Consider the following 13,503-nt stretch of genomic DNA (forward strand, 5'->3'; position numbering starts at 1 on the left):
CCGGACCCGGCCGGGGCGCGCAGTCTATGGGTCATGGATCCTCGCCACGACAGCCGCCCCTCGGAGTACCGGGCCGACCTGGACGCCGCGCTGCAGACCCGCAAGGAGCTGGGCCCGGAGTACGAGTCGGCGCTGGTCGACTCCTTCCTCTCCCGGATCGACGCCCGACTGGACGCCCGGGTCGAGCAGCGGGTCGCCGAGCGGCTCGCCGACCTGGGCCCGGAGCCCTACCGCGGCGACCGCCACGAGCGGCGCGGCCGCCGGGGCGGCTTCAGCGGCGCGGGCCGGCTGCCGGCGATCTCGCTGGTGCTGGCGATCCCGCTGACCGGCATCGGCAGCGCCGCCGGTCTGCCGGGGATGCTGGCCACCTGGCTCGGCATCGTCGGCGTCAACTTCGCCGCCGCGCTGGGCAACCGGCGCGAGGAGCGCCAGGAGCGCCTGAACACCGCCCGGAGCGAGTGGGCCTGACGCCCACTCGCCCCTGCGGCGCGGTCAGGCCAGCGGCCCGGTGACCTGCTCCACGGCCCCGACCAGCGCACCGGAGGCGACCAGCGCCTCGGCGGCCGCCAGGTCGGGGGCCAGGAAGCGGTCCCGGCCGGCGCCGCCGACCCCGGCGTCCCGGGCGGCGGCCATCGCGGCGGCGGTGGCCGGCGCCAGGGTGGCGTTGCCGTCGGCGGTGCGGATCTCCAGCGCGCGGGCGGCGGCGGTCAGCTCGACGGCCAGGATCCGGCCCAGGTTGTCCACCGCCTGGCGCAGCTTGCGGGCCGCCGACCAGCCCATCGAGACGTGGTCCTCCTGCATCGCCGAGGACGGGATCGAGTCCACCGAGGCCGGGACGGCCAGCCGCTTGTTCTCGCTGACCAGCGCCGCCTGGGTGTACTGGGCGATCATCAGACCGGAGTCCACGCCCGGGTCGTCGGCCAGGAAGGCGGGCAGGCCGTGCGAGCGGCTCTTGTCGAGCAGCCGGTCGGTGCGGCGCTCGGCGATCGAGCCGAGGTCGGCGGCGGCGATGGCGAGGAAGTCCAGCACGTAGGCGACCGGGGCGCCGTGGAAGTTGCCGTTGGACTCCACCCGGCCGTCCGGCAGCACCACCGGGTTGTCCACCGAGGCGGCCAGCTCGCGCTCGGCCACCAGGCGGGCGTGCGCCAGGGTGTCGCGGCCGGCACCGGCCACCTGCGGGGCGCAGCGGATCGAGTAGGCGTCCTGCACCCGGGGCGCGTCGTCCTGGTGGTGCCCGGTCAGGCCGGAGCCCTGGAGCACGGCGAGCATGTTGGCGGCGCTCAGCGCCTGGCCGGGGTGCGGGCGGATCGGCCCGTGCAGCTCGGGGGCCAGCACCTTCTCGGTGCCGAGCAGCGCCTCCAGGCTCATCGCGGCGGTGATGTCGGCGGTGGTGAAGAGCCGGGACAGGTCGGCGATGGCCATCACCAGCATGCCGAGCATGCCGTCGGTGCCGTTGATGAGGGCCAGGCCCTCCTTCTCCAGCAGCTCGACCGGCTCGATGCCGGCGGCGGCGAGCAGCTCGCCGGCCGGGCGCTCGGTGCCGTCGGGGCCGTAGGCGAGGCCCTCGCCCATCAGCACCAGGGCGCAGTGCGAGAGCGGGGCGAGGTCGCCGGAGCAGCCGAGCGAGCCGTACTCGCGCACCACCGGGGTGATCCCGGCGTTGAGCAGCGCGGCCATGGTCTCGGCGACCAGCGGGCGGACCCCGGTGCGGCCGGAGGCCAGGGTCTTCATCCGCAGGAAGATCAGCGCACGGGTGACCTCGCGCTCGACCGCCGGGCCCATGCCGGCGGCGTGCGAGCGGACCAGCGAGCGCTGCAGCTGGGCGCGCAGCTCGGGGCTGATGTGCCGGACGGCGAGCGCGCCGAAGCCGGTGGAGACGCCGTAGACCGGGCGCGGCTCGGCGGCCAGCGCGTCGATCCGGGCGCGGCTGGCGGCCATCTCGGCCAGCGCGTCGGGGCCGATCTCGACCCGGGCGTTGCCACGCGCCACGGCGAGCACGTCTTCGGCGGTGACGTCGGCCTTGCCGACCTGAACGAGCGGCGCGTCGGCGGCCGGAGCACGGTGCATATCCATATGCACTATCAGATCAGCTGAATGAAGATATGACAACCGGTGCGCAGCCGAAAGCCGGCATGCCTCATGCTGGGGGGTGACGGGGCAGCTTCGGGACGAGGGTGGGGCGGCATGACGCGGGCGACGGCACGACGGCGGGTGATACGGCTGCGCGGGGACGAGCGGGCGGCGCGGCCGGACGCGCTGGCGGCCGAGGAGCCGCTGGAGATCCGGATCGGCGGCGAGCCGCTGACCGTCACCATGCGCACCCCGGGCCACGACTTCGACCTGGTGGCCGGCTTCCTGGTCGGCGAGGGCCTGCTGCACCGGCGCGAGCAGCTGGCCGGGCTGCGCTACTGCGCGGGCACCGACGCCGAGGGGCAGAACACCTACAACGTGGTGGACGCCGGTCTGCGCGATGCCGACGCGACCCCGCTCTCGGCCCACCGCACCCTGCTCACCACCAGCGCCTGCGGCCTGTGCGGGCGGGACACGGTGGACGCGGTCCGCACCCACGTCCGGTTCCGGCCGGCCGACGACCCGCTCACCGTCGCCCCCGAGGTGCTCTACCGGCTGCCGCAGACGCTGCGCGCCGCCCAGCGGACCTTCGAGTCCACCGGCGGGCTGCACGCCGCCGGCCTGTTCACCGCCACCGGCGAGCTGCTCTGCGCCCGCGAGGACGTCGGCCGGCACAACGCGGTCGACAAGGTGATCGGCTGGGCGCTGCGCGAGGACCTGCTGCCGCTCACCGGCCACCTGCTGCTGGTCAGCGGCCGGGCCTCGTTCGAACTGACCCAGAAGGCGGCGCTGGCCGGGCTGCCGCTGCTGGCCGCGGTCTCCGCGCCCTCCTCGCTCGCGGTCGACCTGGCGGAGGAGCTGGGGCTGACCCTGGTCGGCTTCCTGCGCGGCGAGGGCGCCAACGTCTACACCAGAGCGGACCGGGTCACCACCGGCTGACCCCGGCCGGCTCAGCCGGCTCGGCCCACCCGCCTCGCCTCGCCCGACTCCGGCCGCCCCCGCCCGGCTGAGCTCGTCTCGGCTCAGCTCGGCGGCGGCGAGGCCGGCCCGGAGAGCGCCACCGCCACCAGGGTGCGCAGCGCCGGGGCGACCTGCCCGAGCGGCAGCGTGGCGTCGTCGGCGAACAGCTCGACCAGCCAGCCGCCCGCCGGGTTGGCCCCGCCCGCGGCCACCATCCCGCGGTAGCCGCCGACCACCAGCACCGCCTCCTCGGCCGGGTCGTTGCCCGCCGCCCCGGTGCGCAGCGCGAAGCTGCCCCCGGCCACCGCGCGCCGGGTCAGCGGGTAGTGGTCGAGGTCGAAGACCGCGTCCGGCGCCTCGATCCGGGCCCGCAGGCTCTCGGCCCGCCGGGCGGCCCCCGGCGTCAGGCCGGCGCGCGCCCCGGGACCGCTGGTCATCCGGTAGACCGCGTGCCGGGCGGTGTGCATCAGCCGCGAGCCGGGCGGCACGTAGGAGATCCACCAGGCCACCGCGTCCAGCAGCCGGGCGGCCGTCTCGGCGACGGTGGCCAGCCGGCCCAGGGTGTCGGCCGGGTGGTGCGCGCGCGGCCCACCGTCCCGGTCCAGCGCGGCCAGCACCACGGTGAGCAGCTGCCCGGGGTCGGCGCTGTGCGCGGCGCCGCGGAACCGGCGGCGGTCGCCGTGCGGGCCCCGGCCGCCGCCGCGACCGCGGACGTCGGAGGTGCGGTGGTGCGGGTCGGCGGCGTCGGCGAGCAACACCGTCGGGTCGGGGGTCAGCCCGGGGCCGTGGCTGCGCCCGGCCACCACCGGGTGCGCGGCCCGGGCGGCCTTGGCCCGGTACTGGGCGGCGTCGGCCAGCCGGAACAGCCGGTCGGCGGTGGAGACCGGCCCGATCGCGTCGCCGGTGGAGGCGATCCCGCAGGCCACCCCCTCGCCGTCGGCCAGCTGCAGCGCCTTGGCGCACAGCTCCTCGGCCACCGCGACCACCTCGTCGGCCTTCTGGCCCTGCGCCAGCAGGCAGAACTCGTCCCCGCCGAGCCGGGCGGCCAGCGAGCCGGGCAGTTTGGCGCCGGCCATCGAGAGCTGACCGGCGAACCGTTCCAGCAGCCGGTCGCCCATCTCGTGGCCGTGCAGGTCGTTGATCCGCTTGAGGCCGTTGACGTCGCAGACCACCAGGGTGACCACGGTGTTGTCCCGGTTGTGGGCGGTCAGCGCGCTCTCCAGCCGAGCGTCCACCGCACGGCGGTTGGCCAGGCCGGTGAGCGGGTCGGTGAAGGCCAATCGGCGCAGGTCGGCCAGCCGCTCGGTCTGCGCCAGGCCCGCCGAGATCTGCGCCGCCAGCAGGGTGGCGTACTGGGCGTCCGCCTCGGTGAAGACCGGCAGCTCGGCGCCGCGGGCCAGGTAGAGCTCGCCCCAGGCCTGGCCGTGCAGCACGATCGGGGCGACCAGGCAGCAGGACCGGCCGCGGCGGCGCAGGCCGGCAGCGCGCTGCTGGCAGAACGCGCCGGCGCCCGGTTGCGGACGGGCGGCGTGCGGCACCAGGTCGTCCGCCGTCTGCACCCAGGCGCGGGGCAGCCGACCGGTGCTCCAGTGCTCGTCCAGATAGGTGACGATCTCCGGGAAGTCGGCCACCGGGTAGGACTCGTTCTCCGGGATCTCCTCCTCGCCGGCCGCCAGCTCCCCGTGGTTGACCAGCACCCGCAGCCGCCCCGACTCGCGGTCCCAGACCGAGACCGCGGCCATGGTCGCGCCGAGCGCCGCGGTGGCCCGGGCCGCGGCGGCCCGCACCGCCTCCAGCGCGCTCTGCGCCCCGGCCATGTCCTGGGCCAGCTCCACCACGGCCTGCAGCCGGTGGTCCAGGCCGGTGGCGGTCACCTCGTCGTGCCGCGGCTGCGCCGTGCCGGGGGGATCGCCCGCCGGCGGCTCGCCCGACCGGGGTCCGCCCGACAGGGGCTCGCTCGGCGCGGGCTCCGGGGCGGCCGGGCGTTCGGGGTCCGGCCATGGCACGGCGGCCTCCCGGGCACCCCCGAGGCCGCCGGCGTCTCCGAGCTCCGCCATCACCTGCGCACCGCCCACGCTCACCCCTGCCACTGAGGTCCGACCGCCCGCCGAGGTCCGGCACCGTGCGGCACCGTCCGGCACCGCCGCGCCCGCACCGGGCGGGTTCGGAACCCAGCGTATGGGGGATTGCCGGGGATATGCCCGGTTTACGGGAAATGCCCGAAACCTGCGCGCGACACCCGCTATCGTGTCGCGATCACCGGTCGGCGGTCACCCGTCGCCGGTCGGCGGTCAGCGCGCCGACTCGGCCCGCCGGGTCAGCAGCCACGGCTCGACCAGCCCCAGCCCGCGCACCGGCCGCCGCCACATCGCCTGCAGCTGGAAGCGCGGCGCCGCCGCCCCGTTGGCCCCCCGGCCGAGCGCCCCCAGTGGCACCCCCGAGTGCGCCGCCAGCGCATCCGCCAGCTGCGCCTGCGCGCTGCCCGAACCGTCCGCCGCGCCGCGCGCCGCCGCCCCGGCCTGCTCCAGCGCCACCGCGAACTCGCCGTCGATCAGCACCGCGTCCCGCTGCGCGATCGAGGTGAGCCGGCTGGCCAGGTTGACCGTGGTGCCGAAGACGTCGCCCATCCGCGAGGTGACCGTGCCGAAGGCCATCCCGACCCGCAGCGCCGGGATGTTCTCCTCGTCGGTCAGCGTCTCCACCAGGCTGAGCGCGATCTCCGCCGCGGTGACCGGGTCCTCCGAGACGTAGAGGATCTCGTCGCCCAGGGTCTTGATCAGCCGTCCGCCCTGACCGGCGATCAGGTCGGCGCAGGTGGACTCGAAGGTCTCCACCAGCGAGCCCAGCTCCTCCTCCTCCAGCCGCCGGGAGAGCCGGGTGAAGCCGACCAGGTCGGCGAAGCCCACCGCGAGCCGGCCGCTGGTGATCTCGGTGTCCTCGGCGGCCTGCACCACCCGGCCGGTGACCGCGGCCAGCTGCCGCCGCCAGACGTAGATCAGGAACTGCTCCAGCTCCGGCAGCAGCAGCTCGACCAGCGGATAGGCCACCTCGGCCCGGGTCAGCCCGGGTTCGGCGGCCTGGGTGAGGTTCTCCAGGAAGGTGTCCATCTGCCAGCCGGCCAGCCGGGCGGTGGTCTGGCCGGTGGAGCGGGCCACCTGGATCGCCATCGACTCGTTGATCAGCCCGGACTCGACCAGCCCGGCCAGCCGGCGCAGCGCGATCACGTCGCCGTCGTTGAGCGCCCGGGACTGGCCGATGTCGGGGAAGCCCATCGCCCGCCAGAACCGGGTGGCCAGCTCCATCGGCACCTCGGCGGTGCGGGCCGCCTGGTAGGGGGTGTAGCGGCGCGGCGCCCCCAGGATCAGCTCCTCCAGGTCGAGCGCGACGTGGTGGTCCGCCTCCTCGGGGGCGCGGCCGTTGCCGCTCCTGCTGTCCTCAGGTCCGAGCCCGCCGTCGTCCTCTGCCACCGGTCCGTCCCCGTGCGGTCGCCGCACTTGCCGTCGAGTTCCCGTCCTGCGCGAGGCGCCCCGCCGCCCGGGGACGTGGCGCGCCTCACACCGTTGCCAGGTGGAATGGTCGCACGGAATTCGCCGATCCGGGGCATCCGCTGCCGAGCAACCGGTGGCGGGCGGGTGGCCGGGCCGTGATCGGGCGGTTCCTCCGGCACTCCCCCGGGCGCCCCCGAGGACCGGTTCAGCCCTGCGGCGGAGCGGGACGCAGGTGCACCACGTCACCTGCACCGACGGCCTGCCGGGCGCCGTCCGCGCCGCGCACCACCAGGCGCCCGTCGGTGTCGAGCGCCACCGCCTCGCCGTGCAGCTCGCGTCCGCCCGGCAGCTGCACCACCACCTGGCGGCCCAGCGTGGTGCAGCGCGCGGTGTAGGCCGGCAGCAGCCCGCTGGCCTGCGGGTCGCCGGCGGCCGCCTGCCACTCGCCGTAGAGCTCGGCGAACTCGCGCAGCAGCGCGCGCAGCAGGGTGCCGCGGTCGGTCACCTCGGCGCCGGCCAGCTCCAGCGAGGCAGCGGCGGGCACCGGCAGCTCCTCGGTGCGCAGCGTGACGTTCAGCCCGAGGCCGGCCACCACCGCGTCGCCGGTCAGCTCGGTGAGGATGCCGCCCAGCTTGCGCTCGGTCCCGTCGATCTCGACCTGGAGGTCGTTGGGCCACTTCAGGCCCACCTGCAGCCCGGCGATCCGCTGCAGCGTGGCGGCCACCGACACGCCGACCAGGATCGGCAGCCAGCCGAGCCGCTCGCGCGGCACGGTGGGGCGCAGCAGCACCGAGAGGAAGAGCCCGGAGCGGGCCGGGGCGCTCCACTGCCGGTCCAGCCGCCCGCGCCCGGCGCTCTGCCGCTCGGCCACCAGCACCGCGCCCGCGGCGGCGCCGGCCTTGGCCCGCTCGGTGAGGTCGGTGTTGGTGGAGCCGGTCTCCTCGACCACGTCCAGGGCGCTCCACAGGCCGCCGGGCACCAGCAGGTCGCGGCGGAGCGCGGCGGCGTCCAGCGGCGGGCGGTCGAGATCGGTCCAGGGCGAGGGGCCGTCGTGGCCGAAACCACGCAGTCCGCTGCGACGGGGACGGGATGGCTCCTGGTCTGGCGCAGTCATGGCCCTAGCGTAGGGGGCTACACGGGGTAGCCCCAGGCCGACCCATCGTCCCGCAGAAACGCCGATTAACACACTGTGTCGCTGGCCATAACGCGAAATGCGCCGGGCTGGCTACGCTACCGGGCGGTAGTCCCCGGCACCGGCCCCGGCGGGCTCCCCCACCCTCCAACGCGCTTCTCACGTGAGGAACTCCACGGGATGACCGACGTGCCCACCGACCACTCGCTGGACCCGCACACCACCGCCGGCAAGCTCGCCGACCTGCGCCGCAGGATCGACGAGGCGGTGCACTCCGGATCCGCCGCAGCGGTCGAGAAGCAGCACGCCAAGGGCAAGCTGACGGCCCGTGAGCGCGTGCTCGAACTGCTCGACGAGGACTCCTTCGTGGAGTTCGACGAGTTCGCCCGGCACCGCTCGACCAATTTCGGCCAGCAGAAGAACCGGCCCTACGGCGACGGCGTGGTGACCGGCTACGGCACCGTCGACGGCCGTCAGGTCGCCGTCTTCGCGCAGGACTTCACGGTCTTCGGCGGCTCGCTCGGCGAGGTGTTCGGCGAGAAGATCGTCAAGGTGATGGACTTCGCGCTGAAGACCGGCTGCCCGGTGATCGGGATCAACGACTCCGGCGGCGCCCGGATCCAGGAGGGCGTGGTCTCGCTCGGCCTGTACGGCGAGATCTTCCGCCGCAACGTGCTCGCCTCCGGCGTGATCCCGCAGATCTCGCTGATCCTCGGCCCCTGCGCGGGCGGCGCGGTCTACTCCCCGGCGATCACCGACTTCGTGGTGATGGCCGACCAGACCTCCCACATGTTCATCACCGGTCCCGACGTGATCAAGACGGTGACCGGCGAGGACGTCGGCATGGAGGAGCTGGGCGGGGCCCGGGCGCACAACACCAAGTCCGGCAACGCGCACTACCTCGCCGCCGACGAGAAGGAGGCGATCGAGTACGTCAAGAGCCTGCTCTCGTACCTGCCCTCCAACAACCTCTCCGAGCCGCCCGGCTTCCCGGAGCAGGCCGACACCTCGGTGACCGACGAGGACCTCGAGCTCGACACGATCATCCCGGACTCGGCGAACCAGCCGTACGACATGCGCACCGTGATCGAGCACGTGCTGGACGACGGCGAGTTCCTCGAGGTCCAGCCGCTGTACGCGCGCAACATCATCACCGGCTTCGGCCGGGTCGAGGGCCAGCCGGTCGGCGTGGTCGGCAACCAGCCGCTGGACCTGGCCGGCTGCCTGGACATCGCGGCCAGCGAGAAGGCCGCCCGCTTCGTGCGCACCTGCGACAGCTTCAACATCCCGGTGCTCACCTTCGTCGACGTGCCCGGCTTCCTGCCCGGCACCGGCCAGGAGTGGGAGGGCATCATCCGGCGCGGCGCCAAGCTGATCTACGCCTACGCCGAGGCCACCGTGCCGCTGATCACGGTGATCACCCGCAAGGCCTTCGGCGGCGCCTACGACGTGATGGGCTCCAAGCACCTGGGCGCCGACCTCAACCTGGCCTGGCCGACCGCGCAGATCGCGGTGATGGGCGCGCAGGGCGCGGCCAACATCGTCTACCGCCGCGAACTGGCCGATGCCGCGGCCGCCGGGCAGGATGTCGATGCGCGGCGCGCCGAGCTGGTCGCCGAGTACGAGGACACCCTGCTCAACCCGTACCTGGCCGCCGAGCGCGGGTACGTGGACGCCGTGATCGCCCCGTCCGACACCCGCCGGCACATCGTGCGCGGGCTGCGCGCCCTGCGCGGCAAGCGCGAGGTGCTGCCGCCCAAGAAGCACGGCAACATCCCCCTGTAAGCCCTCGGACGAGCGGAAAGGAACCCCGATGCCTGCCATCCAGGTGCTGCACGGGCAGCCGACCCCCGAGGAGCTGGCCACCGTCCTGGCGGTGGTCCAAGCCCGGGCCGCCGCCGAAGCCGCCGCCCAGGCGGCCGGCTCGACGCGCGGCCCGGCCTCCCCGTGGACCGACCCGGCCCGCCGGATCCAGCCCGTCCCGCGTCCCGGCGCCAACGCCTGGCGCACCTGGGGCTGGGCCCGCTGAAGCGCTGCTGAAGCCCGGCTGGAGCCACGCTCCGACCATGCCATGGCCGCGTCCCGCCCACCCGGCGGGACGCGGCCGCGGCCGTTTCCGGGCCCCGTAGGCTGGCCCGCATGACCGACCGCCGCACCCTCGTGCTCGCCTCCGCCTCCCCCGCCCGGCTCGGGCTGCTCCGCCAAGCCGGCCTCGACCCCCAGGTGATCGTCAGCGGGGTGGACGAGGACGCCCTGAGCGCCGCCACCCCCGCCGAGCTGGCCCTGGTGCTGGCCGAGGCCAAGGCCGCCGCGGTGGCCGACCGGCTGACCGACGGCGAGTTGGTGATCGGCTGCGACTCGGTGCTGGAGCTGGACGGGCAGGCGCTCGGCAAGCCGACCGACGCCGCGGACGCGCTGGCCCGCTGGCGGGCGATGCGCGGGCGCAGCGGGGTGCTGCAGACCGGGCACTGCGTGGTCGACACCACCACCGGCCGCCGGGCCTCGGCCACCGCGAGCACCACGGTGCACTTCGGCGAGCCGGACGACGCGGAGCTGGCGGCCTACGTGGCCAGCGGCGAACCGCTGCACGTCGCCGGGGCGTTCACCCTGGACGGCCGCTCGGCGCCGTTCGTGCGCGGCATCGAGGGCGACCACGGCAACGTGATCGGGCTCTCGCTGCCGCTGCTGCGCACCCTGCTCGGCGAGCTCGGGGTGCGGATCACCGACCTCTGGGCGCAGTAGGGCCGGGCGTCGGGCCATCGGCCGGGCCGCCGACCCCGGGGCCGGCCACTCCGGTCTGGGCCGGTCCGGTCCCGCCTGCCGGGCGGGCCTGGGCCGCCGCCCGCCCGCCCCGCTAGGCTGGCGCCGCCCCCAGGCGCCGGGGGCGACGCCGGGGTCGCGAGCCCCGGCGCGCGACGGGGGAGGACGGCAGAGTGGGCGACGCGGTGCTGAACGTCGTGCTCGGGCTGGTCACCAGCGTGATCGGCGCGGTCGCCGGCTGGCTGGCCCAGTCGATGCGCCGCCGCCGGCGGCTGGAGCGGACCCGGGCGTTCTTCGGGCTGCCGCCGGGCACCGAGTGCCTGCTGGTGGTGAACCGGCAGTACAACGGCGCCAGTTCGGCCAGCGTGCACCGCGACGACGTGTCCGCGCTGATGGAGCTGGCGGTGCTGGTCAGCGCCTGCGGGGCCCGGACCCGGATCGAGCAGCACGACCAGGTCCGCCAAGGGCTCGGCGACAAGGCCGAGTTCTGCGTCGGCGGGCCGTACAGCAACGAGCGCACCGCCGCCCACCTGGGCTGGCGGCTGCCCGGACTGCGGTTCGCCTACAAGCCGGACGGCAGCCCGGCGGGCACCATCGTGGCCGGCGACCGGGAGTTCACGCCGGTCAAGGACGGCGCCGACACCCCGGGCTGGAGCTATGCGGTACTGGCCCGGCTGGACCCCGGTGACGGCGGGCGCCCGGTCTTCCTGATCGCCGGTCAGGTCGCCGTGGCCAACCACGCGGCGGTCCGGTACCTGGTCGCGCACCAGCGGGAGTTGGCCCGCCGCCACGGGCGGCAGGGCACCTTCGCGCTGGTGCTGCGGGTGGTGAATCCCACCAGGTACGGTCCGGACGTGGTGGAGCATGTCGCCGACGTGACCGCCGTCGCCACCACCGCGCCGGCCGGTGCCGGTGCGAGCGGCGGCGCAGGTGGGCGCGGTGGCACCGGCGGGAGCACCGGGTGACGCCCCGGGCGCCGGGCGGTCCGCTGTGGCGAAGGCCACGCGCCGGGCCGCCGACCGCACCGCCGGTCGAGGATCTTCCTAGTCACCCGGCGTACCGTTGCCACCTGCAGCCCTCCCGCTCCGTGCGCACATGATCACGATCTGCGTCACGCTCCGTGTGGGCAAGCTCACCACCAGGGGCTACTCGCCGGTACCACCCCCACATCCCTAAACTCCATCGAGGTTCAAGAAGGGAGCCACAGTGCGCAAGGTGCTCATCGCCAACCGCGGGGAAATCGCCGTCCGCGTCGCCAGGGCCTGCTCGGACGCCGGTATCGCCAGCGTCGCCGTCTACGCCGAGCCCGACCGGGATGCGCTGCACGTCCGCGCGGCCGACGAGGCCTACGCTCTCGGCGGCGACACCCCCGCGACCAGCTACCTGGACATCGCCAAGGTCCTCAAGGCGGCCGCCGACTCGGGGGCCGACGCGGTCCACCCGGGTTACGGCTTCCTCTCCGAGAACGCCGAATTCGCCCAGGCCGTGCTGGACGCCGGCCTGATCTGGATCGGCCCGCCGCCGCAGGCGATCCGTGACCTGGGTGACAAGGTCACCGCCCGGCACGTGGCCCAGCGGGCCGGCGCGCCGCTGGTGGCCGGTACCCCGGACCCGGTCTCCGGCCCGGACGAGGTGGTCGCCTTCGCGACCGAGCACGGCCTGCCGGTGGCCATCAAGGCCGCCTTCGGCGGTGGCGGTCGCGGCCTCAAGGTGGCCCGGACGCTGGAGGAGATCCCGGAGCTGTTCGAGTCCGCGGTGCGCGAGGCGGTGGCCGCCTTCGGTCGCGGCGAGTGCTTCGTCGAGCGGTACCTGGACAACCCGCGGCACGTCGAGACCCAGTGCCTGGCCGACCAGCACGGCAACGTGGTGGTCGTCTCGACCCGTGACTGCTCGCTGCAGCGCCGGCACCAGAAGCTGGTCGAGGAGGCGCCCGCGCCGTTCCTGACCGCCGAGCAGAACGCCGAGCTCTACCGGGCCTCCAAGGCGATCCTGCGCGAGGCGGGCTACGTGGGTGCCGGCACCTGCGAGTTCCTGGTCGCCCTCGACGGCACCATCTCGTTCCTCGAGGTCAACACCCGTCTGCAGGTCGAGCACCCGGTGACCGAGGAGGTCACCGGCATCGACCTGGTCCGCGAGATGTTCCGGATCGCCGACGGCGAGGAGCTCGGCTACGACGACCCGCAGATCCGCGCGCACTCCTTCGAGTTCCGGATCAACGGCGAGGACCCGGGCCGCAACTTCCTGCCCGCGCCCGGCACCGTGACGCTGTTCGCGCCGCCGTCCGGCCCGGGCGTCCGGCTGGACTCCGGCGTGGAGAGCGGCTCGGTCATCGGCCCCGCCTGGGACTCGCTGCTGGCCAAGCTGATCGTCACCGGCCGGGACCGCAAGCAGGCCCTGGAGCGGGCCAAGCGCGCGCTGGCCGAGTTCAAGGTCGAGGGCATGGCCACCGCCATCCCGTTCCACCAGGCCGTGGTGGCCGACCCGGCGTTCGCGCCGGAGACGCACGGGCAGGACGGCCCGTTCAAGGTCTACACCCGGTGGATCGAGACCGAGTTCGACAACACCATCCCGCCGTTCGCCGGCGGTGCGGTGGACGGCGAGGAGGCCGCCGAGCGGGAGACCGTGGTGGTCGAGGTCGGCGGCAAGCGGATCGAGGTCTCGCTGCCCGCCTCGCTCGGTGTCGGCAGCGCCCCGGCGGCGGCTCCGGCGGCCGCGGGCAAGGCCAAGCGCCGGGTCGGCGCCAAGAAGGCGGGCGCCGCGGTCAGCGGTGACACGCTGGCCTCGCCGATGCAGGGCACCATCGTCAAGGTCGCCGTCGAGGAGGGCCAGCAGGTCGCCGAGGGCGAGCTGATCGTGGTCCTGGAGGCGATGAAGATGGAGCAGCCGCTGAACGCCCACAAGGCCGGCACCATCACCGGTCTGAAGGCCGAGGTCGGCGCGAGCGTCAGCAGTGGCGCGGCGCTCTGCGAGATCAAGGACTGACCGGGATCAGGGACTGACCCGCTGAGGGCCTGACCCGACCAGGGACTGACGGCTCGCCCCCGCGGCGGCCGACCGCCCCCGCGGCCCGCCGGTTGCTCGTCAACCGGCGGG

Annotated in this window: 11 protein-coding genes; 7 read left to right on the forward strand and 4 right to left on the reverse strand. The window is 75.0% G+C overall.

What is annotated here, in order from left to right; translation table 11 throughout:
* The first annotated feature begins 33 nt into the window (after nucleotides 1-33).
* A complete protein-coding gene (locus ACQRUO_RS24710; RefSeq protein ID WP_428318243.1) occupies nucleotides 34-468 on the forward strand; it encodes a hypothetical protein in 435 nt (144 codons plus the stop codon).
* 24 nt (nucleotides 469-492) lie between these two features.
* Here the strand turns inward: ACQRUO_RS24710 and hutH are convergent, their stop codons facing one another.
* The gene (hutH, locus tag ACQRUO_RS24715) at nucleotides 493-2,067 is read right to left on the reverse strand and encodes a histidine ammonia-lyase (protein ID WP_428318254.1); all 1,575 of its coding nucleotides are present in this window, start codon (nucleotides 2,065-2,067) and stop codon (nucleotides 493-495) included.
* A gap of 117 nt (nucleotides 2,068-2,184) precedes the next feature.
* Here hutH and fdhD point away from each other — a divergent pair, with 117 nt between their 5' ends.
* Entirely contained in the window at nucleotides 2,185-3,009 is an 825-nt protein-coding gene (gene fdhD, locus ACQRUO_RS24720; protein ID WP_428318244.1) for a formate dehydrogenase accessory sulfurtransferase FdhD, read from the forward strand.
* 83 nt (nucleotides 3,010-3,092) lie between these two features.
* Here the strand turns inward: fdhD and ACQRUO_RS24725 are convergent, their stop codons facing one another.
* The 3 genes from ACQRUO_RS24725 to ACQRUO_RS24735 form a co-directional block, all read right to left on the reverse strand.
* On the reverse strand, nucleotides 3,093-5,087 hold the full coding sequence (locus ACQRUO_RS24725) for a diguanylate cyclase domain-containing protein (RefSeq protein ID WP_428318245.1): 1,995 nt from the start codon (nucleotides 5,085-5,087) through the stop codon (nucleotides 3,093-3,095).
* A gap of 234 nt (nucleotides 5,088-5,321) precedes the next feature.
* Nucleotides 5,322-6,497 carry an adenylate/guanylate cyclase domain-containing protein gene (locus tag ACQRUO_RS24730; protein ID WP_428318246.1) on the reverse strand — a complete coding sequence of 392 codons (1,176 nt, stop codon included), beginning with the start codon at nucleotides 6,495-6,497 and terminating at the stop codon, nucleotides 5,322-5,324.
* 226 nt (nucleotides 6,498-6,723) lie between these two features.
* Nucleotides 6,724-7,632, reverse strand: coding sequence for a biotin--[acetyl-CoA-carboxylase] ligase (locus ACQRUO_RS24735; RefSeq protein WP_428318247.1), 909 nt, complete (start codon nucleotides 7,630-7,632; stop codon nucleotides 6,724-6,726).
* Nucleotides 7,633-7,830: 198 nt separating this feature from the next.
* On the opposite strand from ACQRUO_RS24735, the gene ACQRUO_RS24740 reads away from it, so the two are divergent.
* The 5 genes from ACQRUO_RS24740 (at nucleotide 7,831) to ACQRUO_RS24760 (ending at nucleotide 13,392) form a co-directional block, all read left to right on the forward strand.
* The gene (locus ACQRUO_RS24740) at nucleotides 7,831-9,435 is read left to right on the forward strand and encodes an acyl-CoA carboxylase subunit beta (RefSeq protein WP_428318248.1); all 1,605 of its coding nucleotides are present in this window, start codon (nucleotides 7,831-7,833) and stop codon (nucleotides 9,433-9,435) included.
* Nucleotides 9,436-9,463: 28 nt separating this feature from the next.
* Nucleotides 9,464-9,679, forward strand: a complete 216-nt coding sequence (locus tag ACQRUO_RS24745) for an acyl-CoA carboxylase subunit epsilon (protein WP_428318249.1) — start codon at nucleotides 9,464-9,466, stop codon at nucleotides 9,677-9,679.
* Nucleotides 9,680-9,789: 110 nt separating this feature from the next.
* The gene (locus ACQRUO_RS24750; protein WP_428318250.1) at nucleotides 9,790-10,392 is read left to right on the forward strand and encodes a nucleoside triphosphate pyrophosphatase; all 603 of its coding nucleotides are present in this window, start codon (nucleotides 9,790-9,792) and stop codon (nucleotides 10,390-10,392) included.
* Between the two features lie 191 nt (nucleotides 10,393-10,583).
* Nucleotides 10,584-11,375, forward strand: a complete 792-nt coding sequence (locus ACQRUO_RS24755; protein WP_428318251.1) for a hypothetical protein — start codon at nucleotides 10,584-10,586, stop codon at nucleotides 11,373-11,375.
* Nucleotides 11,376-11,616: 241 nt separating this feature from the next.
* A complete protein-coding gene (locus ACQRUO_RS24760; RefSeq protein WP_428318252.1) occupies nucleotides 11,617-13,392 on the forward strand; it encodes an acetyl/propionyl/methylcrotonyl-CoA carboxylase subunit alpha in 1,776 nt (591 codons plus the stop codon).
* Nucleotides 13,393-13,503: the final 111 nt, after the last annotated feature.

This window comes from Kitasatospora sp. LaBMicrA B282, assembly GCF_050325825.1.
In the GTDB taxonomy this organism is placed as follows: Bacteria; Actinomycetota; Actinomycetes; order Streptomycetales; family Streptomycetaceae; genus Kitasatospora.

Coding starts and splice junctions, on each gene's coding strand:
- ACQRUO_RS24710 (WP_428318243.1), top strand. CDS start 34: ATGGATCCTCGCCACGACAGCCGCCCCTCGGAGTACCGGGCCGACCTG.
- hutH (WP_428318254.1), bottom strand. CDS start 2,067: ATGCACCGTGCTCCGGCCGCCGACGCGCCGCTCGTTCAGGTCGGCAAG.
- fdhD (WP_428318244.1), top strand. CDS start 2,185: ATGACGCGGGCGACGGCACGACGGCGGGTGATACGGCTGCGCGGGGAC.
- ACQRUO_RS24725 (WP_428318245.1), bottom strand. CDS start 5,087: ATGGCGGAGCTCGGAGACGCCGGCGGCCTCGGGGGTGCCCGGGAGGCC.
- ACQRUO_RS24735 (WP_428318247.1), bottom strand. CDS start 7,632: ATGACTGCGCCAGACCAGGAGCCATCCCGTCCCCGTCGCAGCGGACTG.
- ACQRUO_RS24740 (WP_428318248.1), top strand. CDS start 7,831: ATGACCGACGTGCCCACCGACCACTCGCTGGACCCGCACACCACCGCC.
- ACQRUO_RS24745 (WP_428318249.1), top strand. CDS start 9,464: ATGCCTGCCATCCAGGTGCTGCACGGGCAGCCGACCCCCGAGGAGCTG.
- ACQRUO_RS24750 (WP_428318250.1), top strand. CDS start 9,790: ATGACCGACCGCCGCACCCTCGTGCTCGCCTCCGCCTCCCCCGCCCGG.